Below are 26,155 nucleotides of genomic sequence, written 5' to 3'. Positions count from 1 at the left end.
GATACAGCTCCCACAGTGACGCCTCACATCCGGCCGATGGCGGCCTCGGCCAGCCGGCCGAGTTCCGCGATGGCGTCCTTCGCGGACTGTCCGCCCACGATCGCGGGCTCAAGCGTCGGCTTGATCTTCTCGCGGATCTCCATCCACGCGGCCGTGCCGCCCTCGGAGCGCGCGGCGCTCATGTTCCGCAGCGACAGATCGACGAACTTGTTCTCCTTCACATAGCCGGATTCGTTGAGGTCCTTGAGCCCCGGCACGGAACCGCGCTGCTTGGCCGCGCCCAGGATCGATTCCGGCGTGGCGAGGTACTCGACCAGCGCACGGGCGGCCGCGGGGTGCTTGGAACTCGCCGACTGGGAGACCAGCGTGCCGCCCTGGAGCATCGCCGGACGGCGGTTGGCGAGGACGAAGCAGCCGAGCGTGTCGTTCTTCAGGAGGTCAGGCGACTGCTCACGGCACTGTTCCCACAGGGCGCTGGTCGTCATCATCATCGACGCCTTGCCGGTCTGGACGTTCGACGGTGCGCCGGCGTCCGTCTTCTTCGTGTAGTCGGCGGAACCGTCCTTCGACAGATCCTTGAAGAACTGCAGCGCCTCGACGCCCCGGTTGTCGGTGAACAGCACCTTCTTGCCGTCCTCGCTGAACAGCTGACCGCCGTTGGCGAAGAGGAAGGTCTCCCAGCACTGCCGCAGATCGATGGAGAACGGGTCGAAGCCGATCCGGCCGCCCTTCGTCAGCTGCTTGGCGACGGCCCGCAGCTCCGCCCAGTTGGCCGGGGTCTTCTTGATCCCGGCCTCGGCGAAGTGATCCTTGCGGTAGACGACGATGCGGGTGTCCAGCACCACCGGCAGCGCGTACAGCTTGCCGTCGTAGCGCGAGGGCTCCAGCACCCGCTTCTCGTAGTCGTGCGCGGTGGCGAACTTCTCGGGCAGCGGGGCGATCGCCTTCTTGGCCGCGAACGGCGGGATCCAGCCGACGCCCATCATCAGCACGTCGGGCAGCAGACCGCCCGCGAGTCCCGTGGTGATCTTCTCGTTGAGCTGCGCGTACGTGGTGTAGTCCACGTTCACCTTGACGTCCGGATACTTCTTCCGGAAGCCGCCGAGGATCTGCTTCTCCAACAGCGTCTTGCCGTCGGCGCCCTCGTAGATCGGGGTGAGCAGCGTGATCTCGCCCTCGGCGGGACCGTCGGCGGAGCCGCCGGCGGCCGAGGAGGAGCCGGTGCCGCAGCCGGAGAGTGCGGCCGCGGCGGTACCGGCGCCGATGGCAGCGAGCAGCGACCGTCGTTTGAGTTCCATGGGCACCCCTTTTGAGGTGGAGGCAGTGGATCGATCCAGCGATGGCAACCCGGCCATGGCTGGGAAGCGCTGGTAAATCGATGCACTGAGACTAGGAACGCCCTAAGAGGCGCGTCAACAGCTGATGCACAACAATTTTCAGGGAAGTTAACAGGTGTACCGGTGAAGAGAGTTCAGTAAATCGGTACACTAGTCTGGCTGAACGCGTTCCGAACCGGAGGTGGCATGAGCGGGGTAACGATCCATCAGGTCGCGGAGGCCGCGGGTGTATCCGCGAGCACCGTGTCGAACGTCCTCAACGGGCGTACGGACCGTATGCAGGCGGCCACCCTGGCGCGCGTGGAGCAGGTGATCGAGCAGCTCAGCTACCGGCCCAACCGTGCGGCGCGGATGCTGCGCACCGGCCGGATCAAGGTCATCGGCCTGATCGTGCCGTCCGTCGCCAACCCCTTCTGGGGGTCGCTCGCCCGCGAGCTGGAGGCCATCGCGCTGGCCGACGGCTACCACGTACTGCTCTGCAACAGCGAGCGCGACCCGGCCCGCGAGCTCAAGTACAGCGAGGAGCTGCTGGCCGACGGGGTGAGCGGTGTGGTGCTCTGTTCCTCGCTGCCCTCGCTCGACCATGTCGCGCCGCTGCTCGGGCGCGGCCTGAAGATGGTGGCGTTCGACCGCACCGCCCAGGCGGGCGACCCGCCCTCGCTGTCCTCCATCAGCGTCGACAACGCGATGGGCGCCGAGCTGGCCACCCGGCATCTGCTTGAGCTGGGCCACCGCAGGCTGGCGTTCGTCTCCGGCTCGGTCAACAGTGTCAACCGCCGCGACCGACTGCGCGGATTCCGGGCCGCCCTGGAGTCGGCCGGTCTCGATCCCGCCGACGCGATCGTCTGGCCCGGCGCCGACACCGCCGAGTTCGGTGACAAGGACGCCGCGGAGCTGGGCCGCAACGCCGCCCGCGAGCTTCTCGGCAGGCCGCGCCCGCCCACCGCGTTCGTCGCCATCAACGACATGTGCGCGATCGGGATCTGCCGGGGTGCGAAGGACGCCGGACGCAGCGCCGGGCAGGACGTCTCCGTGGTCGGGTTCGACGACATCCTGCTCGCCGACCTCTTCGAGCCACCGCTCACCACGGTCCGCCAGCCGCTGACGGAGATGGCCGCCGAGACGTTTCAGCAGCTGCGCGCACGCATCGACTCCGAGCCGGTCGCGGGGCGTTCGCTGCTCATCAGGCCGAGGCTCGTCGTACGGAAGTCGACCGCGCAGGCGCCCGACGCGGCGGCGGTGCCGGCGAGCCGGACCCGCGTCGGTGAGCCGGCGGCCCCGAAGGCCGCCTCGACGGCGGGGGCGCGCGGCTGACCGGGCGGCGGTGAACGCGGGGACGCCGCCCAGGGCGCGCGGTCAGTTCCCCCGTGGCCGGGCGCCGTAGCGCAGCCCGTCGACGAGTAGCGCGACCATCCGCTGGGTGTGGCCCTCCCCGTCGTCGTGGGCGGGCATGGCCAGGTTGCCCGTGGCGCGCAGCAGATCGTCCGGGCCGATGTCGGACCGGATCTCGCCCGCCCGCGCCGCGGTGTCCAGGAGTGCGCCGAGTACGGGCACGAATCGCTGCTGGAAGTAATCGGGCAGGCTGTCGTAGGCCCGGTCGCCCGAGTGGAGGGCGGCGCCCAGCCCGCGCTTCGTGCCGATGAAGACCGCGAAGCGCTGCAGCCATCCGACGAGCGCCTCGGCCGGCTCGTGCTGCGCCGCGAGGGGTTCCGCGGCGTCGGCGCAGGCGTCGACCTCGTTGCGGAAGACCGCGGCGATGAGGTCGGAGCGCTGCGGGAAGTGCCGGTAGAGAGTGCCGGCACCCACGCCGGCCTTGGCGGTGATCTGACGTACGGGCGCGTCGACCCCAGAGGTGGCGAAGACCTCCGCGGCCGCTGTCAGCAGGGCGTCGGTGCTGCGCCGCGCGTCGGCGCGCAGGCGCTTGCCGGGCCGCGCCCCGGTCGTTCCGGCACAGGTCTCCCGGTCCGTTTCCTCGTGCACGCTGCTCCCCTTGCTAAGCGGAACGCTGTTCCGTATCGTTCTAGGTCGAACGCTGTTCCGTTTGTCCCAGCGTAGCGCCTGGGTGCGCTCTGCCGGGCATCGGTCAAGGTACGAGGAGAACCATGAACTACCGCACACTGGGCCGAACAGGCATCAAGGTCAGCCCGTACTGTCTCGGCGCGATGATGTTCGGTGCCGCGGGCAACCGCGATCACGACGAGTCCGTCCGGATCATCCACAAGGCGCTGGATGCGGGGATCAACTTCGTCGACACCGCCGACGCCTACTCGCGCGGTGAGTCCGAGGAGATCGTCGGAAAGGCGCTCAAGGGCCGCCGCGACACGGTGGTGCTGGCTACCAAGGCGCACCTCCCGATGGGCGACGACCCCAACCAGCAGGGCAATTCGCGGCGCTGGCTGGTCCGCGCGCTGGAGGACTCCCTGCGCAGGCTGGGCACCGACCACGTCGACCTCTTCCAGGTCCACCGGCCCGCCCCCGACACCGACGTGGAGGAGACCCTCTCCGCCCTCACCGACCTGGTGCGCGCGGGCAAGGTACGCGCCATCGGCTCCTCCACCTTCCCCGCGTCGGACATCGTCGAGGCGCAGTGGACCGCCGAGCGGCGCGGCCTGGAGCGCTTCCGCACCGAGCAGCCGCCGTACTCGATCCTCAACCGGGGGATCGAACGCGAGGTGCTGCCCGTCTGTGAGCGCTACGGCATGGGCGCCATGGTCTGGAGCCCGCTCGCGCAGGGGCTGCTCACCGGCCGCTTCCGCAAGGGCGCCGGGACCGACAGCGTCCGGGCGGCCCGCGGTTACCGGCACCTGAGCGACGAGCGGCGGCTCGACACGGTCGAACAGCTCATCCCGGTGGCCCAGGAGGCGGGGATGTCCCTGACCCACCTGGCGATGGCCTTCGCCATCGCCCACCCCGGTGTCACCTCGGCGATCATCGGCCCGCGCACCATGGAGCACCTCGACGACCTGCTCGCCGGTGAGGGGACCGTACTCACCGACGAGGTCTTCGACCGGATCGACGCCATCGTGCCGCCCGGCACCGACGTCGGGATGCTCGACATGGCCTACGACCCGCCCGCCATCGGGCAGGCCGCGCTGCGCCGGCGCGTGGCCGGCGAGCGCTCCGCCGCCTGATCGGGCCGTCCGGCGGCCGGACCGGGTCCGCGCCGCACCGGATCAGTTCGCCGAGGGGGCCCAGCCGTTCGCCTCGATGCGGCGGGCGTCGCCGGGCCGGCCCTCGTCGAAGACCGCGCGGCCGCCGTCCTCGACCCGGATCGCGTCGACGTAGACCCCGCGCCCGACGTACAGCTGGTCCGTGGCGTACCGCCACCGCAGCCGCAGCTCGGTGCCGTGCCAGGCCGACAGGTCCGCGTCCAGCCGGTGCCAGACCCGGCCCGACCAGCCGGACACGGAGCCGGCCGGATGGGGTTCCGGCCGGGGCCGTCCGTCCTGCGGCGCCGCAACGGTGCTGAAGGGCACCGGCTGCCAGCTCTTCCCGGCGTCGGAGGAGCCCTCCAGGAACAGGAAGTCGGAGTCCGGCTCGGTGTCCCACCACAGGGCGCAGCTCAGCCGGGCGCGCGAAGTGGTGAGGGCCAGCGGCGGGAGCGCCAGGGTGACGGAGGACGCACTGGCCAGGCCGGAGAACCAGGCCGTACGGCCACGGGCGGGCGGGACCGCGACGGCCCGCGCCATCTGGTTGGCGGTGGCGACGCGCGGGGCGCTGCCGGAGCGCCAGTCGCGCACCGGGTGGACCGAGTTGCCCAGCACGATCAGGAACGAGTCGGTGCTCGGGTCCAGCACCAGGCTGGTGCCGGTGAACCCGGTGTGGCCCGCGGTGCGCGGGGTGGCCATCGCCCCCATGTACCAGTGCTGGTAGAGCTCGAAGCCGAGGCCGTGCGCGTCGCCGGGGAACGCCGTGTTGAAGTCGGTGAACAGCAGGTCCACCGAGTGGGCGGAGAGGATCCGCGCGCGCCCGTAGACCCCGCCGTTGAGGAGCGTGCGGGCGAGAACCGCCAGGTCCCAGGCGCAGGAGAAGACCCCGGCGTGACCGGCGACGCCGTCGAGGCTGTACGCGTTCTCGTCGTGCACCTCGCCCCAGACGAGTCCCCGGTCGAGGCCGGACCACGGCGGCCGCTCGTCCTCGGTCGCGGCGATCTTCGGCTTCCAGGAGGCGGGCGGGTTGTAACGGGTGCGGTGCATCCCGAGCGGAGCGGTGATCTGCTCGCGGAGCAGGACGTCCTGCGTACGGCCGGTGATCTTCTCCAGCACCAGTTGGAGCGAGATCAGATTGAGGTCGGAGTAGAGGTACACCGTGCCCGGCGGGCCGGCCGGCACCTCGTTCCAGATCAGCGCCAGCTTCCCCTCCCGGGTGGGCGCCGAGTAGAGCGGAATCCAGGCGCGGAAGCCCGAGGTGTGGGTGAGCAGCTGACGGATCGTGATGTCCTGCTTGCCGCCGCCGGCGAAGTCGGGGAGGTAGGAGGCGACCGTCGCCTCCAGCTCCAGCGTGCCCCGTTCGATCTGCTGCACGGCCAGGATCGAGGTGAAGAGCTTCGACACCGACGCCAGGTCGAAGACCGTGTCCTCGGCCATGGCGATCTGCTGCTCCGCCGGGAACTCCACCCCGGTGTCGGTCTTCTCGTCGTACGCCGCATAGCGCACCGCCTTGCCGATGGGCCGGTGCAGCGCGACCGTCCCGCCCCGCCCGGCGAGCAGTACCGCGCCCGCGTACCAGGGGTGCTCGGGGGAGGCGCCGAGGTATCTCTCGGCCTCGGTGACGAGCTGGTCCAGCGGCCCCTGGAGCAGTCCGGCCCGTGCGGCCGAGCCGCGCCGCAGCGTCGGCCGGTGCTGCCCGGACGGCGATCCCGCCGCGGTTCCTGCCCGCATCTCTGCCGCCCCCGCCTCCCGCTCCGTGGCAGCCGCCCGCTCCGCGAACGGAATCGGCGCCAGGGCGAGTGCTCCGCCCAGGGCCAGCATCCCACCGCCCAGCCTCCGCCGGCTGATGCCCCCGCCCGCCGTGTCCTCGGCCATCCGGAACCCCTTCTCTGGGTGAAAGTAACTTTCGAAATCTCTTCCGAGCCTGAAACTTCCTGCCGGACCAGAGAGTACTCACACCCTCCGCCGCCCCACAGGTCTCCGGAGCCACAAAGAATCTGACACTGCATCAGAAAATCTCTTCCTTCGGCTGTCCGACTGCGGCATCCTGCCGCCCATGGAGACGGAGCTGAGCAAGAAACTGGGGATCGAGCACGCCATCTTCGGCTTCACGCCGTTCCCCGCGGTGGCCGCGGCGATCACCCGGGCCGGCGGATTCGGTGTGCTCGGAGCGGTCCGCTACACCGCCCCCGACGACCTCGCACGCGACCTCGACTGGATGCAGGAACACACCGACGGCAAGCCCTACGGCCTCGACGTCGTGATGCCCGCGAAGAAGGTGGAGGGCGTCAGCGAGGCCGATGTCGAGGCGATGATCCCGGCCGGGCACCGGCAGTTCGTCCAGGACACCCTCACCAAGCACGGCGTCCCCGAACTCGCCGAGGGCGAGGCCTCCGGCTGGCGCATCACCGGCTGGATGGAGGAGGTCGCCCGCAACCAGCTCGACGTCGCGTTCGGCTACCCCATCAAGCTGCTCGCCAACGCACTGGGCTCGCCGCCCGCCGACGTCATCGCCCGCGCCCACGAGCAGGACGTGCTCGTCGCCGCCCTCGCCGGCAGCGCCCGGCACGCCAGGCACCACGCCGACGCCGGCATCGACGTCGTCGTCGCCCAGGGCTACGAAGCGGGCGGCCACACCGGGGAGATCGCCTCCATGGTCCTCGTTCCCGACGTCGTCGACGCGGTGGGCCCGCTCCCCGTCCTCGCGGCGGGCGGCATCGGCAGCGGCGAACAGGTCGCCGCCGGGCTCGCCCTGGGCGCCCAGGGCGTCTGGCTCGGCTCCCTCTGGCTCACCACCGAGGAGGCCGACATGCACTCCCGCGCCCTGACCGCCAAACTCCTCGCCGCGGGATCCGGCGACACCGTCCGCTCCCGCGCCCTCACCGGAAAACCCGCGCGCCAGCTGCGTACCGAATGGACCGACGCCTGGGACGACCCGGCGGGACCCGGCCCGCTGCCCATGCCGCTCCAGGGACTCCTGGTGGCCGAGGCCGTCTCCCGTATCCAGAAGTACGAGACGGGCGCCCTGCTGGGCACCCCGGTCGGCCAGATCGTCGGCCGGATGAACACCGAACGCGGCGTGCAGGCCGTCTTCGACGACCTGACCCGGGGGTTCGAGCGCGCCGTGGACCGGATCAACCGCATCGCCGGACGGAGCACCTCATGAACCAGCCGCCCAACGGCTTCTGGGCCCAGGCCACCGCAGACCCCGACCGTACGATCCTGATCGCACCCGACGGCGAGGAGTGGCCGGCCGGCCGGCTGCACGCCGACGCCAACCGGATGGTCCACGGACTGCGCGCCGCGGGGCTGGAGGAGGGCGACTCCTTCGCCGTCGTGCTGCCCAACGGCGTCGAGTTCCTCACCGCCTATCTCGCCGCCTCGCAGGCCGGTTTCTACCTCGTCCCGGTCAACCACCACCTGATGGGGCCCGAGATCGCCTGGATCGTCTCCGACTCGGGCGCCAAGGTCCTCATCGCCCACGAACGCTTCGCGGACGCCGCGACCGCCGCCGCCGACGAGGCGAAGCTGCCCACCAGCCACCGCTACGGCGTCGGCGGGATCGACGGCTTCCGCCCGTACGCCGAACTGCTGGAGAACCGGCCGGTATCGCCCCCCGAGGGACGCACCCTCGGCTGGGTCATGAACTACACCTCCGGCACCACGGGACGGCCGCGCGGCATCCGGCGCCCGTTGCCCGGAAAGCTCCCGGAGGAGACCTATCTCGGCGGCTTCCTCGGCATCTTCGGCATCAAGCCGTTCGACGGCAACGTCCACCTGGTCTGCTCACCGCTCTACCACACGGCGGTGCTCCAGTTCGCGGGCGCCGCCCTGCACATCGGCCACCCGCTGGTCCTGATGGACAAGTGGTCGCCCGAGGAGATGCTGCGGGCGATGGACACCCACCGCTGCACCCACACGCACATGGTTCCGACCCAGTTCCACCGTCTCCTCGCGCTGCCCGAAGAGGTGAAGCGGGGTTACGACGTCACGGCGATGCGCCACGCCATCCACGGGGCGGCCCCCTGCCCCGACCACGTCAAACGGGCCATGATCGACTGGTGGGGCAGTTGCGTCGAGGAGTACTACGCGGCCAGCGAGGGCGGCGGCGCGTTCGCCACCGCGGAGGACTGGCTGCGGAAACCGGGCACGGTCGGCAGGGCCTGGCCGATCAGCGAACTCGCGGTCTTCGACGACGAGGGCAACCGCCTCGCGCCCGGCGAGCTCGGCACCGTCTACATGAAGATGAGCACCGGCGGATTCAGCTACCACAAGGACGAGGGCAAGACGCGGAAGAACCGCATCGGGGACTTCTTCACGGTGGGCGATCTCGGCATCCTCGACGAGGACGGCTACCTGTTCCTCCGCGACCGCAAGATCGACATGATCATCTCGGGCGGGGTCAACATCTACCCCGCGGAGATCGAGAGCGAACTGCTCACCCATCCCGCCGTCGCGGACGCCGCGGTCTTCGGCATTCCGCACGCCGACTGGGGCGAAGAGGTCAGAGCGGTCGTCGAAGTCGCCGAGGGATACCCCGAGGGTGACGCGCTCGCCGCCGAGATCCTCGGCCACTGCGCCGAGCGGCTCGCCGGGTACAAACGCCCCAAGACCCTCGGCTTCATCACGACGATGCCCCGCGACCCCAACGGCAAGCTGTACAAACGGCGTCTGCGCGAGCCGTACTGGGAGGGGCACAGCTGACCCGACCCCCCGGGCGCGCCGGACGTCTTCGACACCCCGAGCGGTATCCGGACCCTTGACCGCCGGGCCCGGCCCGCACAGGATCACGCCATGACAGGTGTACGAAGCAGCACAGTCGACGGCGTCCTGACCCGCAGCGCACGGCGCACCCCAGACCGCACCGCCCTGCGGTACGCGGAGCGGGCCTGGTCCTACCGGGAGCTGGAGGAGGCCGTCAGCACCGCGGCCGCCGTCCTGATGGACGGCCACGGGCTGAGCCCGGGGGACCGGGTGGCCTCCTACGCCCACAACTCCGACGCGTACCTGATCGGCTTCCTCGCCTGCGCCCGCGCCGGACTCGTCCACGTGCCCGTCAACCAGAACCTCACGGGCGAGGACCTGGCGTACATCCTGGGCCAGTCCGGCAGCTCCCTGGTCCTCACGGACCCGGACCTGTCCGGCCGGGTCCCGGACGGCTACGCCGTGCGCGCGCTGCGCGACGCCCCGGACTCCCTGCTGGCCGCCCTTGCCACGCCGCGCGCCTTCACACCCGGCCGCGAACCGGGCGCCGACGATCTGGTCCAGCTGCTGTACACCTCGGGGACCACCGCACTCCCCAAGGGCGCGATGATGACGCACGGCGCCCTCGTCCACGAGTACGTCAGCGCCGTCACCGCCCTCGACCTCCGCGCCGACGACCGCCCGGTCCACGCGCTGCCGCTCTACCACTCCGCGCAGATGCACGTGTTCCTGCTGCCCTACCTCGCGGTCGGGGCGCGGAACACGGTCCTGGACGCCCCGGACGCCGGCCGGATCTTCGACCTCGTCGAGTCCGGACAGGCCGACAGCGTCTTCGCCCCGCCCACCGTCTGGATCGGCCTCGCCAACCACCCGGAGTTCGAGCGGCGCGATCTCGGCGGGCTGCGCAAGGCGTACTACGGCGCGTCGATCATGCCCGTACCGGTACTGGAACGGCTCCGCGACCGGCTGCCCCGACTGGCCTTCTACAACTGCTTCGGGCAGAGCGAGATCGGCCCGCTCGCCACCGTCCTCGGACCCGACGAGCACGAGGGCCGGATGGACTCCTGCGGCCGCCCCGTCCTCTTCGTCGAGGCCAAGGTGGTCGACGAGGACGGCGCGGACGTCCCCGACGGCACGGCCGGCGAAGTGGTGTTCCGCTCACCGCAGCTGTGCGGCGGCTACTGGGACAAGCCGCAGGAGAGCGCGGAGGCGTTCCGCGAGGGCTGGTTCCACTCCGGTGACCTCGCCGTACGCGATGCGGAGGGCTACTTCACCATCGTCGACCGGGTGAAGGACGTCATCAACTCCGGCGGCGTCCTCGTCGCCTCCCGCCAGGTCGAGGACGCCCTCTACACCCACCCGGCGGTCGCGGAGGCGGCCGTCGTCGGACTGCCCGACGAACGCTGGATCGAGGCCGTGACCGCCGTCGTCGTGCTGCGGGGCGAGGCGACGGAGGCCGAACTGATCGGCCACGCCCGTGAGCGGCTCGCCCACTTCAAGGCCCCCAAGAGGATCCTTTTCGTGGACGGACTGCCGCGCAACGCCAGCGGCAAGATCCTCAAGCGCGAACTGCGCGACCGCTTCGGGACAGCCCGTGGAGCTCAGACCACGCGGGCGACCCCGGCGTAGAAGCTTTCGGCCGCCCCGGTGCTCTCCTGTTGCGGGGTGTCCTGATGCCACCGGGGAGCCGTGGTCAGACCGGGCTCGACGAGGTCGAGTCCGTCGAAGAACCGGGCGACCTCCGCGCGCGTGCGCGGCCGCAGGCTGATGCCGCTCGACCTGTACTCGTCGGTCTTGTCCTGCTCGGCGGAGAGGAAGTCCTTGGTGAAGTGCGAGAGCACCAGGCAGCTGCCGGAAGGCAGCGCGTCCAGGAGGGTGCGGGTGATGCCGTAGGGATCCTCCTCGTCGGGAACGAAGTGCATGAGGGCGACCAGGGACAGCGCGACGGGCCGGCCGAAGTCCAGCAGCCCCCGGGCGTGGTCCAGGATCTTTTCCGGCTCACGCACATCGGCGTCGAGGTAGTGGGTGGCGCCCTCGGGGGTACTGACGAGCAGCGCCTCCGCGTGGCGCAGAACGATCGGATCGTTGTCCGTGTAGACGACCCTGGCCGCCGGGTCGATCTCCTGCGCCACCTGATGGAGGTTCGGCCGGGTCGGAATACCCGTGCCGATGTCGAGGAACTGGTCGACGCCCGCGTGCGCGGCCCACGCCACCGCCCGGTGCATGAAGGCGCGGTTCTGCGCGACGGCGGCCTTCGCCACGGCCGGCATCTGCTCCCCGAGTGCCTGGTCCACGGGGTAGTTGTCCTTGCCGCCCAGCAGATAGTCGTAGACACGCGCCGGGTGCGGCCTGCTGGTGTCGATGGGAGAGCCGGCCGTGCCAGACGTCATGGAGAGCTCCGGAGTGTTCGGGCGCGCGGCCGGTAGGCCTGCGCGGAACTGGCGGGACGGGCGAGGGACAGTGCGCGGCCACGCAGCGGCCCCTCACCGCACCGCCGTATCCTGTCACAGCAACATGGCGGACAACGTGGTGAGTTCAGCCGAAATGGCGGCCGGACAACGTCAACTGCCCGGCCGGTCGCGCTCGTCCACGATCCTCCTGAACTTGCCGACCGACCTCTCCAGCGTCTCCGGATCGAGGATCTCCACCCCCACCGAGACCCCGATCCCGTCCTTGACGGCCGCCGCGACCGACACGGCGGCGGCCGCGCGCTGCTCGGGCGTCGCCCCGGCCCTGGCCTCCGCCCGTACCGTCAGCACGTCCAGCCGCCCCTCGCGGGTCAGCCGCAGCTGGAAGTGCGGCGAGACGGCCGGGGTACGGAGCACGATCTCCTCGATCTGCGTCGGGAAGAGGTTCACCCCGCGCAGGATCACCAGGTCGTCGCTGCGCCCGGTGACCTTCTCCATGCGCCGGAAGACCCGCGCCGTCCCGGGCAGCAGCCGGGTCAGGTCCCGCGTCCGGTAACGGATCACCGGCATGGCCTCCTTGGTGAGCGAGGTGAACACCAGCTCGCCCTCCGCCCCCTCGGGCAGCACCTCGCCGGTGAACGGGTCGACCACCTCCGGATAGAAGTGGTCCTCCCAGATGTGCAGCCCGTCCTTCGTCTCCACGCACTCCTGGGCGACGCCCGGCCCCATCACCTCCGACAGCCCGTAGATGTCGACGGCGTCGATCGCGAACCGCTCCTCGATCTCGCGCCGCATCTCCTGCGTCCACGGCTCCGCCCCGAAGATCCCCACCTTCAGGGAGGTTGCCCGCGGATCGACGCCCTGGCGCTCGAACTCGTCCAGGAGCGTCAGCATGTACGACGGCGTCACCATGATGATCTCGGGCCGGAAGTCCTGGATCAGCTGCACCTGCCGGGCCGTCATGCCGCCGGACGCGGGAATCACCGTGCAGCCGAGCCGCTCCGCGCCGTAGTGCGCGCCGAGCCCGCCGGTGAACAGGCCGTAGCCGTAGGCGACATGGACCTTCTGCCCGGGGCGGCCGCCCGCCGCCCGGATCGAGCGGGCGACCACGTCGGCCCAGGTGTCCAGATCCCCCTGGGTGTAGCCGACGACGGTCGGGCGGCCGGTCGTGCCGCTGGAGGCGTGGATCCGGCGCACCCGCTCCTCGGGCACCGCGAACATCCCGAACGGATAGTTGTCCCGCAGATCCGCCTTGGTGGTGAACGGGAACCGGGCCAGATCACCGAGCGAGCGGCAGTCGTCGGGGTGCAGCCCCGCCCGGTCGAACGCGGCCCGGTAGTGGCCGACGTGGGTGTACGCGTGCCGCAGTGTCGCCCGCAGTCGTTCGAGCTGGAGCGCCCGCAGCTCCTCGCGGTCCATCCGTTCCGCCGCGTCCAGCAGAGCCGTCATGCGGATCTCCTCTTCCGTGCGCATCGTGCAGACGACCGATCATTCGGTCGCTCCTCCCGGGAGCAGTAATTCAGGATCTTCCGCCCGCTGGCAAGAGGTGGGACCGCACGCATGTCGCGGAGGCGCCCCCGACGCGGCCCGCCCTCGCGGATACGCTCGTACCGAACAGAGCCGCATCACCCGGTCGGCCCTGTTTGGATGGTTTCCATGCCGACTTTCCACACGTACGACGGAACCGAGCTCGCGTACCACCTCGAAGGACAGGGCGCGCCCCTGATCTGCCTGCCGGGCGGGGCCATGCGGGCCAGTGCCTATCTCGGACGCCTGGGCGGACTCGACGGCCACCGGCAACTGGTGCTGCTCGATCTGCGCGGCACCGGGGACTCCGCCGTACCGGACGACACCGCCACCTACCGCTGCGACCGGCTGGTCGACGACGTCGAGGCACTGCGTGAACACCTCGGGCTGGAACACATCGACCTGCTCGCCCACTCGGCGGCGGCGGACCTCGCCGTGCTCTACGCCGCGCGATACCCGGGGGCGCTGCGCCGCCTGCTCCTCGTCGCCCCCACGACGCGGGCCGCCGGAATCGGATTCGCCGAGCGCGAGGCCCGCGAGGCCGCCGCGCTGCGGAGATCGGAACCGTGGTACGAGGAAGCGCTCCCGGCCCTGGAAGAGATCTGGGCCGGACGCCTGGACGACGAACTGCGCGCCGCCTCCCGGCCGTTCCTCTACGGCCGCTGGGACGCTGCCGCGCGGGCCCACGCCGCCTCTTCCGCCGCACAGATCAACGCCGTTGCCGCACAGGGCTATTACGCGCCCGGGGCCTTCGACCCGGCCGCGACGGTGGCCGCACTCCACGAGCTGACGTCCCCGGTGCTCGTCCTCGCCGGGGAGTACGACGGCGTGACGACCCCCGACCGTGCCGCCGAACTGGCCGCGCTCTTCCCGGAAGCCGAGTTCGCGGTACAGCGTGGTGCCGCGCACTTCCCGTGGCTGGACGACCCCGGGGCCTTCGTCCGCACCGCCGCCGCCTTCCTGGACCCCGAGGTGCACAGTGTGCAGGCAGGCGGGACCCGGCTCGCCTACCGGGTGTGGGGAGACCCGTCGGCACCGCCGGTGGTGCTGGTCCACGGACGCTGCGACGACAGCCGCACCTGGACCCGCATCGCCGGACAACTGGCCGCCCGGAACCGGGTGTACGCCATCGACTTCCGCGGTCACGGCCTCAGCGACTGGCCCGGCCGCTACTCCTTCGAGCTGTTCCGCGACGACCTGCACGCGTTCCTGGAGGCCCGCAACCTCGCCGGCGCCACCGTCGTCGGGCACTCCATGGGCGGCGCGGCGGCCTATCTGCTGGCAGCGCGGCAGCCCGGACTCATCGGCCGGCTCGTCCTGGAGGAGGCCCCGCCGCCCTTTCCGCTGGACCCGCCCCGCGGGCCCGCCGAACGCCCCGAAGGGGAGCTCGGCTTCGACTGGCCCGTGGTGCCGTCCATCAACGCCCAGCTCAATCAGCCCGATCCGGCGATCGGGGAACGCCTCGGTGAGATCACCGTACCCACCCTGGTCATCGGCGGCGGGCCACGCAGCCAGATCGACCAGGAGGACCTCGCCCGGATGGCCCGGCGGATCCCCGGCGGCCGGCTCGTCACCATCGACGCCGGCCACCTCGTCCACACCGAACGACCGGAGGAATTCCTCGCGGCGCTCCGGTCGTTCGGCGTGGCCTGAGTCGGCCGCCCGGCGGGTCAGCCCCGGCGCAGCAGCGACACCATGACGTCGCGCAGCGTCGCCTCCGCGTCCGCGACGCCCGCCGGTGAACGCCAGGCGACGAACCCGTCGGGGCGGACCAGCACCGCGCCCTCGGTGCTCGTCCCGTGCGCCTCGGCCCAGTCGGCACCGGCCTCCGGCTCCAGATCGCCGCCGGGACCGGTGCCGATGCCGAACGCGTCCAGCCGCACCGACAGCTGGTCACCGACCCGGGCCGCCGCCCGCCGCCACGCCACGTCCGCGCCATCGGTGAGCAGCACGAAGGAGCGCTCGTACAGGTCCAGGGTGGAGATCCGCTCACCGGCCCGCCGGACCCACAGGTGCGGTGCGCGGCTGCCCGGTTCACCCGTCAGCTGCATTCCCTGCGGCACGACCGGCTGATCCGGGGCGACGCCCAGCACCGCACCCTCCACATAGCGGTAGCCCAGCGCCACGTTGAGCATGCCCCCGCGCTTGCCGCCGCCCACCGTGGGCGGCGGCGCGTACCCCGGGTGGCTGTGCTCGCCGGACCGCGCGGAGGCCCGCTCGCTCGTCGCCCGCGCCACCGGCAGCCGCTCCGCCCCGTAGGTGTCCAGCAGCCCCGGACCGGCCTCACCGCGCAGCACGGCGGCCAGTTTCCACGCCAGGTTGTGCGCGTCCTGGATGCCGGTGTTGGAGCCGAACGCCCCGGTGGGCGACATCTCGTGCGCCGAGTCACCGGCCAGGAACACCCGGCCCCGTGAGTAGCGGTCCGCCACCCGCTCCGCCGCGTGCCACGGCGCCTTGCCGGTGATCTCCACATCGATGTCCGGGGCACCGACCGCCTTGCGGATGTGCTCGGCGCACCGCTCGTCCGTGAAGTCCTCCAGCGTCTCGCCCCGGTCGGGCTGCCACGGCGCGTGGAACACCCACTGCTCCTCGTTGTCGACCGGCAGCAGGGCGCCGTCCGCCTCCGGGTTGGTGAGGTAGCAGACGATGAAGCGCCGGTCACCGAGCACATCGGCGAGCCGGCGGGAACGGAAGGTGATACTCACGTTGTGGAACAGGTCCCCGGCACCCGAACGGCCGATGCGCAGCTGCTCGCGGACCGGACTGCGCGGGCCGTCGGCGGCGATGAGATAGTCCGCCCGAACGGTGGTGTGCTCGCCGGTCTCCCGGTTCTTCAGGACCGCCCCGACACCTGAGCCGTCCGGGTCGAACGACAGCAGTTCGGTGGAGAACCGCAGGTCACCGCCCTGCTCCCGGGCCCGGTCCAGCAGCACGGGCTCCAGGTCGTTCTGGCTGCACAGGCACCAGCCCGTCGGGCTGAACCGGGCGAGTGCGCCACCCGGGTCGATTTCCTTGAACAGCCACTCCTGGTCGTCACCGGTCAGCGAACCGGCCTGGAGGATGCCGTGGTTCTCCGCCAGCACCGACGCGGCCGCCCGGATGCGCTCCTCCACCCCCGCCCGGCGGAAGACCTCCATCGTGCGGACGTTGTTGCCGCGGCCACGCGGATGCGTCGAGGTGGCCGCGTGCTTCTCGACCAGCAGATGCTCGACGCCGAGCCGGCCGAGGAAGAGGGACGCGGACAGGCCCACCAGGGAGCCGCCCACGATGAGGACCGGTACATGGAGGTCGACGTTCTCGTTCATGAGTTGCTCCAGCTCGGACACCGTACAGATGCAGTGTTCATGCCCCTGCCGGAGCCCTGTCGGAGCGGTTCGGACGCCCGCTCACCTGAACGGTTCATAAATCTCGCGTCAGCCGGACCAGCGTTTCACGATCGGTGACGGAGACGACGCCCGCGGTCCGGGGCGGACCGTGCGCAGCTGCCGGGAGACTCCCCGCTCCGATTCCACTCGACAGCCACCGGTTACCCAGCGAACCGGCGGGCCGGGCCGCCCCACCGTCTCGAAGGAGTTCGAAAGATGACCACCACCCTCTCGGAACGGACCTCCCAGTCCGCCTTCGACGGATCAAGGCTGCGGGTCATCCTGCTGCTTGACCTGCACGACGGCGCCCAGAAGCAGTTCCTGGAGGCCTACGAGCACATGCGCAACCAGGTGGCCTCCATCCCCGGCCACATCAGCGACCAGCTGTGCCAGTCCATCGAGAACCCCTCCCAGTGGCTCATCACCAGCGAGTGGGAGAGCGCCCCGCCCTTCCTGGCCTGGGTCAACAGCGAGGACCACGTCGCCACGGTCCAGCCCCTGCACAGCTGCGTGCGCGACACCCGCTCGCTGCGCTTCAGCGTCCTGCGCGAGACCGGCGCAGCCTTCGAGGAGAGCTTCGAGCCCGCCAAGGGCGGCCTGCAGGCCGCGCCCCGCCTCGGGGACGGGATCGTGCGCCACGCGCTCACCTTCACCGTGAAGCCGGGCACGGAGGAGCGGGTCGCCAAGATCCTCGCCGACTACGACCCCCCAAAGGCACGGGTCGACGAGCACACCCGGCTGCGCCGCACCTCGCTCTTCATGCACGGCAACCGCGTCGTGCGCGCGGTCGAGGTGGAGGGCGACCTCCTCGCGGCCCTGCGCCACGTCTCCCGGCAGCCGGAGATCCGGGCCGTCGAGGAAGCGCTCAACCCGTACCTGGAGCAGGACCGCGACCTGGCCGACCCCGACTCCGCCCGGATGTTCTTCACCCGGGCGGCGCTGCCCACCGTCCACCACGTGACGACGGGCCGCCACCCCGACCGGGACCTCAAGCGCCACGCGCTGTTCTACCAGGCCAAGGAGGGCTGCGGCATGGCCCTGGCCCGCCTCCTGGCCGAGCACGACGAGGAGGAGGCCGACGACACCGGCAGCCCCATCGACAGCAGCACCATCTTCCAGCGCGACGACGTCGTCGTCCGGCTCCTGGAAGTGGACGGCCCGCTCGACGCCCAGCCCGACCGGTCGCTGGGCATCCACGGCCCCGGCAAGGCGGCCAGGCTCGCCCGTCTCCTCGACGGGGAGGCGAACCCCGTGCCCACCGGCGACCAGGACGCCACGCGCTTCCTCGGCCGCGCCGGGATGCACCTGATCACCGACCGGCGGGCCGCGGAGTCCTGATCCGCGTACCAGCAGAGCGGGGGGTTCTCGCTCGACCCGTCGACACAACGCGCAACGCGCCAGGAGGAAGACACTCATGACCACGCACCGGCCACGCATCGTGGACCTCAGTGAGACCCAGCCCAACACCAGGCGCGGAGGAGACCTGCGCGCCGTGCTCACTCCGACGGCCGTAGGCGCGACCAGCGGCTTCATGGGGCTGGCCATCATCCAGCCCGGCGACCGCATCGCAGAGCACTACCACCCGTACTCGGAGGAGTTCGTGTACGTGGTGAACGGGCTCCTGGAGGTCGACCTGGACGGTGAGCCGTACGCGATGCGGCCCGACCAGGGGCTGCTGATCCCGCTGAACGTACGCCACCGCTTCCGCAACGTCGGTGACACCGAGGTCCGCATGGTCTTCCACCTCGGCCCCCTCGCACCCCGCCCGGAGCTCGGGCACGTCGACACCGAGCAGACAGAGGCCCCCGAGCAGGGCGCGCCGCCAGAACGAACTGAGGCCGCTTCATGACCCGGCGGGTGGCGGTCACCGGGGTCGGGGTCGTCGCTCCGGGCGGGATCGGCGCACCGGCGTTCTGGGACCTCCTCGCCAACGGCCGCACCGCGACGCGCGGCATCACGCTCTTCGACCCGGCCGGCTTCCGGTCCCGGATCGCCGCCGAGTGCGACTTCGACCCGGCGGCCCACGGCCTCGACGCGGACGAGGTCGCCCGCTCCGACCGGTACGTCCAGTTCGCGATGGTGGCCGCCCGCGAGGCACTCGCGGACGCGGGCCTGGACCAGGAGCACATCGATCCCTGGCGGATGGGCGTCTCGCTCGGGACGGCCGTCGGCGGAACCACCCGGCTGGAGCACGACTACGTCGCGGTCAGCGGCAGCGGCGCACGCTGGGACGTCGACCACCGTCCGGCCGGGCCCCATCTGGAGCGGGCGTTCTCCCCGAGTTCGCTGGCCTCCGCCGTCGCCGAGCAGGTCGGGGCACACGGCCCGGTGCAGACCGTCTCCACGGGCTGCACCTCCGGTCTCGACGCGATCGGCTACGCCTTCCACTCCATCGAGGACGGCCGCGTCGATGTGTGCGTCGCGGGGGCGTCGGACTCCCCGATCACCCCGATCACGGTGGCGTGCTTCGACGCGATCAAGGCGACCTCCGCCAACAACGAGGACGCGGAGCACGCCTCCCGGCCCTTCGACTCCCGCCGCGACGGCTTCGTGATGGGCGAGGGCGGGGCCGTACTCGTGCTGGAGGAACTGGAGCACGCCCGCGCCCGGGGCGCGACGGTGTACTGCGAGATCGCCGGGTACGCGACCTTCGGCAACGCCTACCACATGACCGGGCTCACCCCGGAGGGACTGGAGATGGCCGAGGCCATCAACCGGGCGCTCGGCCACGCCGGGATCGCCGCGTCGGACATCGACTACGTCAACGCGCACGGCTCCGGCACCAAGCAGAACGACCGGCACGAGACGGCCGCCGTGAAGCGGGCGCTCGGCGCGCACGCCCACGACGTACCGATGAGCTCCATCAAGTCGATGGTCGGCCACTCGCTCGGCGCGATCGGGGCGATAGAGATCGCGGCCTGCGTGCTCGCGCTGGTGCACCAGACGGTCCCGCCGACGGCGAACTACGAGTCTCCGGACCCCGAGTGCGACCTCGACTACGTGCCGCGCACCGCACGCCCCCTGAAGCTGCGCAGTGTTCTCTCCGTCGGCAGCGGCTTCGGTGGCTTCCAGTCCGCTGTCGCCCTGACCAGAACCGGTGGGAGGACACCATGAGCACCGACAAGGCCCGGCAGACCGTCATCACCGGCATCGGCGTCGTCGCCCCCAACGGCACGTCCACCGAGACCTTCTGGAAGCGGACGCAGGAAGGCATGAGCGTCCTGGACCGGGTCAGCCGCGAAGGGTGCGAGGAGCTCCCGCTGCATGTGGCCGGCGAGGTCAGGGGCTTCGACCCGGTCAGCCTGATCGAGGAGCGCTACCTCGTCCAGACCGACCGGTTCACGCACTTCGCGATGGCCGCGGCGGACATGGCCCTGGACGACGCCCGGCTGGGCCGCGCCGACTACGAGGACAAACCGTTCAGCGTGGGCGTGGTCACCGCCGCCGGGTCCGGCGGCGGCGAGTTCGGCCAGCGCGAGCTGCAACGGCTGTGGGGCCAGGGATCCAAGTACGTCGGTCCCTACCAGTCGATCGCCTGGTTCTACGCCGCGAGCACCGGCCAGATCTCCATCCGGGGCGGCTTCAAGGGCCCCTGCGCGGTGGTGGCCAGTGACGAGGCCGGCGGCCTGGACGCCCTGGCCCACGCGGCCCGGTCCGTCCGGCGCGGCACCGACGCGGTGGTCGTCGGCGCGGCGGAGGCCCCGCTCGCGCCGTACTCCGTCGTCTGCCAGCTCGGATACCGCGACCTGAGCACCGCCGAGGACCCGACGCGGGCCTACCGCCCGTTCACCTCGGACGCCTGCGGATTCGTGCCCGCGGAGGGCGGCGCGATGTTCGTGGTCGAGGAGGAGGACGTGGCCCGGGAGCGCGGCGCCCGGGTCAGGGCCGAGATCGCCGGTCACGCGGCCACCTTCACCACCGCGATGCGCTGGGAGGAGTCCCGCGAGGGGCTCGCCCACGCCATCGAGGGCGCGCTGCGGGAGGCCGGGTGCGCGCCCGAGGAGATCGACGTGGTCTTCGCGGACGCCCTCGGCGTACCCGCCGCCGACCGTGCGGAGGCGCTGGCGCTGGCCGACGCGCTCGGTGCGCACGGCGGGCGGGTTCCGGTGACGGCGCCCAAGACCGGCATCGGGCGGGCGTACTGCGGTGGCCCCGTCCTCGACGCGGCGGCCGCCGTGCTCGCCATGGAGAACGGTCTGATCCCGCCGACGCCGAACGTGTTCGAGGTCTGCCACGACCTCGACGTCGTCACCGGACGGGCCCGAGCCGCCGAACTGCGGACCGCGCTCGTGCTCAGCCGCGGCCTCATGGGCTCCAACGCGGCGATGGTGCTGCGGCGCCCCGTCCACGGCGCGTGAGAGCCCGCCGAAAATCCCCGCGAGAAGGAAGAAGCCCCTCATGACCGACCGACTGACCTACGACGAACTCGCCGCCCTCATGAAGAAGGGAGCCGGACTGACCGTCGACCCCCGGGAGATGGAGAACCGCTCCGGCACCGCCTTCGACGAGTTCGGCCTCGACTCCCTGGGCCTCCTCGGCATCGTCGGCGTGCTGGAGAACCGGCACGGACAGCCGCTGCCGGCCGACGCCGACCGGTGCAAGACGCCCCGTGAGTTCCTCGACCTCGTCAACAACAGCCTCATGACAGGAGCCTGACGTGTCCGGACACACCGAGAACGAGATCATCATCGCCGCCCCCCTGGACCTCGTCTGGGACATGACGAACGACCTCGCGAACTGGCCCGACCTGTTCAGCGAGTACGCCGCGGTCGAGATCATCGAACGCGACGGCGAGCGGACCACGTTCCGCCTGACCATGCACCCCGACGACAACGACAAGGTGTGGAGCTGGGTCTCCGAGCGCACCACCGACCGCCGCGCCCGCAAGGTCCGCGCCCGTCGCGTCGAGCCCGGCCCGTTCCAGCACATGGACATCCACTGGGAGTACTCGGAGGTCCCCGGCGGTACGCGCATGCACTGGGCGCAGGACTTCGCGATGCGCCCGGACGCCCCGGTCGACGACGCCTGGATGACCGACAACATCAACCGCAACTCGCGCGTCCAGATGGAGCTCATCCGGGACAAGATCGAGCAGCGCGACCGTGAGCGCCGTTCGGCGTCCGTCACGGCCGGCTGACGTCCCGTCCGCCGACGGTCCGGCCACCCGGCCCCGTGCCGGGTACCGGGCCGGGTATCAGAAAGGCACCACCCGATGCACCACGCACTGATCGTCGCCCGGATGGCACCGGAGTCGGCGCCGGACATCGCGGAACTGTTCGCCGCCTCCGACAGCAGCGAGCTGCCGCATCTGGTCGGCGTCACCCGGCGCAAGCTCTTCCAGTTCGGCGACGTCTACCTGCACATGATCGAGTCCGAGCGGCCGCCCGGCCCGGAGATCGCGAAGGTGACAGAGCACCCGGAGTTCAGGGGACTGAGTGACCGGCTGACCGCCTTCATCAGCCCGTACGACCCGCAGACCTGGCGGGGTCCCAAGGACGCGATGGCCCAGGAGTTCTACCGCTGGGAGCGCGACGCCTCCGCCTGACGACGACGATCGCCCCGGGCCCGGCCAATCGGCCGGGCCCGGGGCGATCCGCGTGCCGTCCGGAGCGGACGGGTCAGTCCGGGACCACGCATTCGAACGCGTGGAGGTAGGGGTTGACCTGCCGGACCTCGCCGATGAGCAGCCCGGCCTCCGACAGCCGGTCCACCAGACTCTGCCGGGTGTGCTTGGCGCCGCCGACGTTCAGCAGGAGCAGCAGGTCCATGGCGGTGGTGAACCGCATCGAGGGGGTGTCGTCGACGAGGTTCTCGATGACGACGACGCGGGCCCCCGGACGGGCGGCCGCGACGACGCTGCGCAGCGCCCGGCGGGTGCTGTCGTCGTCCCACTCCAGGATGTTCTTGATGATGTAGAGATCGGCCGCCACCGGGATGCCCTCACGGCAGTCCCCGGCCACGATGGCGGCCCGCCCGGCGAGCGGGCCGCCGTCCCGCAGCCGCTCGTCGGCCCGTGCCACCACACCCGGCAGGTCCATCAGGGTGCCGCTCACCGAGGGGTGCTTCTCCAGCAGGCTCGCCAGGACGTGCCCCTGACCGCCGCCGATGTCGGCGACCACGGACACCCCGGTGAGGTCGAGGAGCTCGGCGACGTCCAGCGCGGACTGCACGCTGGACGTGGTCATGGCCCGGTTGAAGACCTGGGCCGACTCGTGCGCGTTCTGGTGGAGGTAGTCGAAGAACTCCTTGCCGTGCACGTCCTCGAAGACATTGCGGCCGGAGCGCACCGCGTCGTCCAGCCGGGGCCAGACGTCCCAGGTCCAGGGCTCGGTGCACCAGAGCGAGATGTACCGGAGGCTGTGCGGGTCGTCCTCGCGCAGCAGCCGCGACATCTCGGTGTGGGCGAACGCGCCGTCCGGGGTCTCGGTGAAGACGCCGTAGCAGGACAGGGCGCGCAGTAGCCGCTCCATCGGTACCGGTTCGGTCTTCACCGCCGCGGCCAGCTCGGCCGCGGTGGCGGGTGTCTCGCCCAGCGCGTCCGCGACACCGAGCCGGCACGCGGCGCGCACGGCGGCGGCGCAGGCGGCGCCGAACACGATCTCGCGCAGCCGCATCGCCGGCTGCGGTGCTGCCGCCGCGGCCGGCGGGCCGGGAGCGGTGGCGGGGGTGGGGGTGGTACTCACGGTGGTCATGCGCTCTCGCTTCTCCTCGTACGGGGGCGCACCGGTCAGCACATTCCGGCCGGTGCGGACGTCGTGCAGACGTTGCCGGTGAAGTCGTTGCCCGTGCCGGTGTCCTCGTTGGCCAGGTCGGCGGGCCGGTTGCCCGTGACCACGTTGCCGGTGATCGTGTTGTCGGTGTTCTTCGCTCCGACGAAGCTCTTGAACAGCACGACGCCGCCCGAGAGCGGGGTGGCGCCCACGTTGTCCCGGATCACGTTGGAGCGCACCTGGGTGGTCTCGGTGCCGGTGAGGACGATGCCGGAGCCCTGGAGGGCGGGCAGCCGGTCGGTGGCATCGCAGAACTTGTTGTTCCCAGTGATCCGGTTGGACCGGATGGTCATGGCGCCGGCCTTCGGCGTTCCCTCGTCGCCCACGACGAACACGCCGGTGCAGTTGGCGGTGAGGGTGTTGTCGTCGACGAGCAGGTTCCGCACGCGGCGCGCGGTGAACCCGATCCGGTTGTCGGTCAGCGTGTTGCCCCGGACCCGGGTGCCGAGGGTGTCCGTGGCGCCGCCCTCCTCGTCCACGCTGTTGGCGACGAAGATGCCCGCGTCGCCGTTGGCGCGGGCGGTGTTGTCGCGGATGTCGGAGCGGGTGGAGCGCTGCTGGGCGATGCCCCAGGTGCCGTTGGAGCCGGCGGTCACGTCCCGGACCTCCAGCCCGTCCGTCCAGGAGGCCCAGACGCCGTTCTTGGCGAACCCGGTGACCGCGAGGGACCGGACGGACACGTGGTCCACGGTGTGCTCGGCCGTGCCCAGGACGCAGACGCCGTTGCCGGCCTTCGCGCAGGCGTTGTCCGGCTGCGCGCGGCCGGTGTCCGGCACGATGACCGTACGGTCCCCGGAGCCGCGCAGGGTCAGGCCCGGCGTGCTGATGAGCACGCTCTCGCGGTAGGTGCCGGGCCGGACGACGATGGTGTCACCGGTCCGTGCGGCGTCCACGGCTGCCTGGATCGACTGGCCCGGATACACCACGCGGTCGCCGGCGGCAGCGGCCGAGGCGGACGGAACGGCCGTGCCCAGTCCGGCGGCCGAGACGGCCGCGATGCTCACGAGGGATGTGAAGTGTCGTTTCCTCATGAGCCGAAGCTATGGGCGATCACCCCCCGATGCCACGCAGGGTGAGCGGTTGGGTACCGGACGTGCCCGAATGGCTTACGCCGTGCCCCGCGGCCCCCGTCCGCGACGGACGCGGGGCCGCGCACTCGGGTGACAACGGCGCCGACCGCCACGCCCGTCCCGTCCGTCGGCCGGGCGGGCTTCTCGGCTGTCGGCGGGGTGAAGCTCTCAGCCGTCGGCCGGGCGCGCGGGAGCGACGACCGAGCGGGCCCACCGGTAGTCCGCCTTGCCGCTGGGGGAGCGCCGGATCTGCGGGGCGATCACCAGGTGCCGGGGGATCTTGTAGCCGGCCAGCCGGGTCCGGCAGTGCGCCTGGACGTCGTCGAGCGAGGGTGCCCGAGCGCCCTCGCGCAGCTGCACCACGGCGGCCACCTGGCTGCCCCAGCGCTCGTCGGGCGCGCCGGCGACCAGCGCGTCGTACACGTCCGGATGGGCCTTGAGGGCCTGCTCGACCTCCTCCGGATACACCTTCTCGCCGCCGGTGTTGATGCACTGCGAACCCCGGCCCAGCACGGTCACGATGCCCTCGGCGTCGACCGTCGCCATGTCGCCGAGCAGCACCCACCGCTCCTCGCCCTTGCGGAAGAACGTCTCGGCGGTCTTGCGGGGGTCGTTGTAGTAACCGAGCGGCACATGGCCGCGCTGCGCGATCCTTCCCGGCTCGCCGGGGGAGACCGGCTCGTACGTCGCCGGGTCGACCACCGCCGTACGGGAGTTCATCCGCAGCCGGAAGCCGTTCTCCGGCCCCGAGTCGGCCGTCGCGGTGCCGTTGAATCCGGACTCGGACGAGCCGAAGTTGTTGAGCAGCATCACCGTGGGCACCAGCGCCTGGAACTCCGCGCGTACCGAGTCGGACATCACGGCGCCCGAGCTGGAGACGGAGAACAGCGATGAGCAGTCGGTGCCCTTCAGCGGCCCCTTCAGCGCGTCGATCAGCGGCCGCAGCATCGCGTCGCCGACCAGCGACACACTGGTGACCTTCTCCCGCTCGATCGTGCGGAGCACCTCGTGCGGTACGAACTTGCGGTGCAGCACGATGCGCTGACCGAAGTTGAAGCCGATGAACGCCGTGAGCGTCGAGGTGCCGTGCATCAGCGGGGGAGTGGGGAAGAAGGTGATGCCGTCCCCGCCCGCCGCGACCCGCTCGGCCAGCTCCTGCGGGGTCTTCACCGCCTCACCGGTCGGCGCGCCGCCGCCGAGACCGGAGAAGAAGAGGTCCTCCTGGCGCCACATCACGCCCTTGGGCATGCCCGTGGTGCCGCCCGTGTAGATGATGAACTGGTCGTCGGGCGAGCGGGGGGCGAAGCCGCGCCCCGGATCCCCGGCGGCCTCGGCCGCCGCGAACGCGACGGCGTCCGGACCGGGTACCCCTTCGGAGGGTGCTCCCACCCGGACGAGATGGCGGAGCTTCGGTGCCTGCGGCGCGGCGGCGGCCACCCGCTCGTCGAACTCGGCGTCGAAGACGAGCGCCGCCAGGTCCGCGTCCCGGTAGAGGTAGGCCAGCTCCTCCTCCACGTAGCGGTAGTTGACGTTGACCGGGACGATCCGCGCCTTCAGGCAGGCCAGCACCGTCTGGAGGTACTCGACCCCGTTGTACAGATGCAGCCCCAGATGTTCGCCGGGGGCGATGCCGGCCTCGATCAGGTGATGGGCGACGCGGTTCGCCGCGGCGTCCAGCTCCGCGTAGGTGAGCCTGCGCTCGGCGCCGCTCCCGGGATGGTCGAGGTAGACGAGCGCCTCGCGTTCCGGGACAGCGTCGACGACCGATTCGAACAGGTCGGCAAGGTTGTACTCCACCGTTCCTCCTGACCCCGGTTGCTGAGTG

The 26,155-nt window shown here is 71.3% G+C and carries 22 protein-coding genes; 13 read left to right on the top strand and 9 right to left on the bottom strand.

All coding sequences use genetic code 11. The annotated features are described in order from the left end of the window. Window positions 1-23 precede the first annotated feature (23 nt). A complete protein-coding gene (locus ACFVQ0_RS29215; RefSeq protein WP_390092180.1) occupies window positions 24-1,298 on the bottom strand; it encodes an ABC transporter substrate-binding protein in 1,275 nt (424 codons plus the stop codon). 225 nt (window positions 1,299-1,523) lie between these two features. Between ACFVQ0_RS29215 and ACFVQ0_RS29210 the strand changes: the two genes are divergently transcribed. After that, window positions 1,524-2,651, top strand: coding sequence for a LacI family DNA-binding transcriptional regulator (locus ACFVQ0_RS29210; RefSeq protein ID WP_390092179.1), 1,128 nt, complete (start codon window positions 1,524-1,526; stop codon window positions 2,649-2,651). Between the two features lie 42 nt (window positions 2,652-2,693). Here the strand turns inward: ACFVQ0_RS29210 and ACFVQ0_RS29205 are convergent, their stop codons facing one another. Further along, the gene (locus ACFVQ0_RS29205; RefSeq protein WP_390092178.1) at window positions 2,694-3,317 is read right to left on the bottom strand and encodes a TetR/AcrR family transcriptional regulator; all 624 of its coding nucleotides are present in this window, start codon (window positions 3,315-3,317) and stop codon (window positions 2,694-2,696) included. 122 nt (window positions 3,318-3,439) lie between these two features. Between ACFVQ0_RS29205 and ACFVQ0_RS29200 the strand changes: the two genes are divergently transcribed. After that, complete coding sequence (locus ACFVQ0_RS29200) at window positions 3,440-4,468, top strand: aldo/keto reductase (RefSeq protein ID WP_390092177.1); 1,029 nt, start codon at window positions 3,440-3,442, stop codon at window positions 4,466-4,468. A 42-nt stretch (window positions 4,469-4,510) separates the two neighbouring features. On the opposite strand, the gene ACFVQ0_RS29195 is transcribed toward ACFVQ0_RS29200, so the two are convergent. Beyond that, the gene (locus tag ACFVQ0_RS29195; protein ID WP_390092176.1) at window positions 4,511-6,361 is read right to left on the bottom strand and encodes a serine hydrolase; all 1,851 of its coding nucleotides are present in this window, start codon (window positions 6,359-6,361) and stop codon (window positions 4,511-4,513) included. A gap of 181 nt (window positions 6,362-6,542) precedes the next feature. On the opposite strand from ACFVQ0_RS29195, the gene ACFVQ0_RS29190 reads away from it, so the two are divergent. The 3 genes from ACFVQ0_RS29190 (at window position 6,543) to ACFVQ0_RS29180 (ending at window position 10,819) form a co-directional block, all read left to right on the top strand. Continuing rightward, on the top strand, window positions 6,543-7,652 hold the full coding sequence (locus tag ACFVQ0_RS29190) for an NAD(P)H-dependent flavin oxidoreductase (RefSeq protein WP_390092175.1): 1,110 nt from the start codon (window positions 6,543-6,545) through the stop codon (window positions 7,650-7,652). Next, entirely contained in the window at window positions 7,649-9,190 is a 1,542-nt protein-coding gene (locus tag ACFVQ0_RS29185; RefSeq protein WP_390092174.1) for an acyl-CoA synthetase, read from the top strand. The genes ACFVQ0_RS29190 and ACFVQ0_RS29185 overlap by 4 nt, the downstream gene beginning before the upstream one ends. A gap of 90 nt (window positions 9,191-9,280) precedes the next feature. Next, window positions 9,281-10,819: an acyl-CoA synthetase gene (locus ACFVQ0_RS29180; protein ID WP_390092173.1), complete on the top strand. Its 1,539-nt coding sequence runs from the start codon at window positions 9,281-9,283 to the stop codon at window positions 10,817-10,819. On the opposite strand, the gene ACFVQ0_RS29175 is transcribed toward ACFVQ0_RS29180, so the two are convergent. Then, the gene (locus ACFVQ0_RS29175) at window positions 10,792-11,580 is read right to left on the bottom strand and encodes an SAM-dependent methyltransferase (RefSeq protein WP_390092172.1); all 789 of its coding nucleotides are present in this window, start codon (window positions 11,578-11,580) and stop codon (window positions 10,792-10,794) included. The two genes, ACFVQ0_RS29180 and ACFVQ0_RS29175, sit on opposite strands and share 28 nt — an antisense overlap. Window positions 11,581-11,751: 171 nt before the next feature. Further along, entirely contained in the window at window positions 11,752-13,047 is a 1,296-nt protein-coding gene (paaK, locus tag ACFVQ0_RS29170) for a phenylacetate--CoA ligase PaaK (RefSeq protein ID WP_390092171.1), read from the bottom strand. 207 nt (window positions 13,048-13,254) lie between these two features. Between paaK and ACFVQ0_RS29165 the strand changes: the two genes are divergently transcribed. Beyond that, window positions 13,255-14,778, top strand: a complete 1,524-nt coding sequence (locus tag ACFVQ0_RS29165; protein WP_390092170.1) for an alpha/beta fold hydrolase — start codon at window positions 13,255-13,257, stop codon at window positions 14,776-14,778. Window positions 14,779-14,795: 17 nt separating this feature from the next. On the opposite strand, the gene ACFVQ0_RS29160 is transcribed toward ACFVQ0_RS29165, so the two are convergent. Continuing rightward, entirely contained in the window at window positions 14,796-16,430 is a 1,635-nt protein-coding gene (locus ACFVQ0_RS29160) for an FAD-dependent oxidoreductase (RefSeq protein ID WP_390092169.1), read from the bottom strand. A 276-nt stretch (window positions 16,431-16,706) separates the two neighbouring features. Between ACFVQ0_RS29160 and ACFVQ0_RS29155 the strand changes: the two genes are divergently transcribed. The 7 genes from ACFVQ0_RS29155 to ACFVQ0_RS29125 all read left to right on the top strand — a co-directional run bounded on the left by ACFVQ0_RS29155 (window position 16,707) and on the right by ACFVQ0_RS29125 (window position 22,035). Then, on the top strand, window positions 16,707-17,828 hold the full coding sequence (locus ACFVQ0_RS29155; RefSeq protein ID WP_390092168.1) for a TcmI family type II polyketide cyclase: 1,122 nt from the start codon (window positions 16,707-16,709) through the stop codon (window positions 17,826-17,828). Window positions 17,829-17,904: 76 nt separating this feature from the next. Next, window positions 17,905-18,339, top strand: a complete 435-nt coding sequence (locus ACFVQ0_RS29150; protein ID WP_390092167.1) for a cupin domain-containing protein — start codon at window positions 17,905-17,907, stop codon at window positions 18,337-18,339. After that, window positions 18,336-19,604 (top strand): beta-ketoacyl-[acyl-carrier-protein] synthase family protein, encoded by a 1,269-nt coding sequence (locus ACFVQ0_RS29145; protein ID WP_390092166.1) that lies wholly within the window; start codon window positions 18,336-18,338, stop codon window positions 19,602-19,604. Before ACFVQ0_RS29150 ends, ACFVQ0_RS29145 begins: the two co-directional genes overlap by 4 nt. Beyond that, the gene (locus ACFVQ0_RS29140; RefSeq protein ID WP_390092165.1) at window positions 19,601-20,848 is read left to right on the top strand and encodes a beta-ketoacyl synthase N-terminal-like domain-containing protein; all 1,248 of its coding nucleotides are present in this window, start codon (window positions 19,601-19,603) and stop codon (window positions 20,846-20,848) included. Before ACFVQ0_RS29145 ends, ACFVQ0_RS29140 begins: the two co-directional genes overlap by 4 nt. A 40-nt stretch (window positions 20,849-20,888) precedes the next feature. Next, window positions 20,889-21,146: an acyl carrier protein gene (locus tag ACFVQ0_RS29135; protein ID WP_311307478.1), complete on the top strand. Its 258-nt coding sequence runs from the start codon at window positions 20,889-20,891 to the stop codon at window positions 21,144-21,146. Window position 21,147: 1 nt separating this feature from the next. Then, entirely contained in the window at window positions 21,148-21,627 is a 480-nt protein-coding gene (locus ACFVQ0_RS29130) for an SRPBCC family protein (RefSeq protein ID WP_390092164.1), read from the top strand. 75 nt (window positions 21,628-21,702) lie between these two features. Next, complete coding sequence (locus tag ACFVQ0_RS29125) at window positions 21,703-22,035, top strand: TcmI family type II polyketide cyclase (protein WP_073738915.1); 333 nt, start codon at window positions 21,703-21,705, stop codon at window positions 22,033-22,035. Between the two features lie 73 nt (window positions 22,036-22,108). On the opposite strand, the gene ACFVQ0_RS29120 is transcribed toward ACFVQ0_RS29125, so the two are convergent. The 3 genes from ACFVQ0_RS29120 to ACFVQ0_RS29110 all read right to left on the bottom strand — a co-directional run bounded on the left by ACFVQ0_RS29120 (window position 22,109) and on the right by ACFVQ0_RS29110 (window position 26,127). Beyond that, window positions 22,109-23,182, bottom strand: coding sequence for a methyltransferase (locus ACFVQ0_RS29120; RefSeq protein WP_390092163.1), 1,074 nt, complete (start codon window positions 23,180-23,182; stop codon window positions 22,109-22,111). A 35-nt stretch (window positions 23,183-23,217) separates the two neighbouring features. Beyond that, on the bottom strand, window positions 23,218-24,291 hold the full coding sequence (locus tag ACFVQ0_RS29115; protein WP_390092162.1) for a nitrous oxide reductase family maturation protein NosD: 1,074 nt from the start codon (window positions 24,289-24,291) through the stop codon (window positions 23,218-23,220). Window positions 24,292-24,498: 207 nt separating this feature from the next. Continuing rightward, window positions 24,499-26,127: an acyl-CoA synthetase gene (locus ACFVQ0_RS29110; protein ID WP_390092161.1), complete on the bottom strand. Its 1,629-nt coding sequence runs from the start codon at window positions 26,125-26,127 to the stop codon at window positions 24,499-24,501. Window positions 26,128-26,155 lie beyond the last annotated feature (28 nt).

The organism is Streptomyces sp. NPDC057900 (genome assembly GCF_042887885.1).
GTDB lineage: Bacteria > Actinomycetota > Actinomycetes > Streptomycetales > Streptomycetaceae > Streptomyces.
The sequence above is the reverse complement of the archived record's forward strand: the minus strand, read 5'-3'. Positions and strand labels throughout refer to the sequence as shown.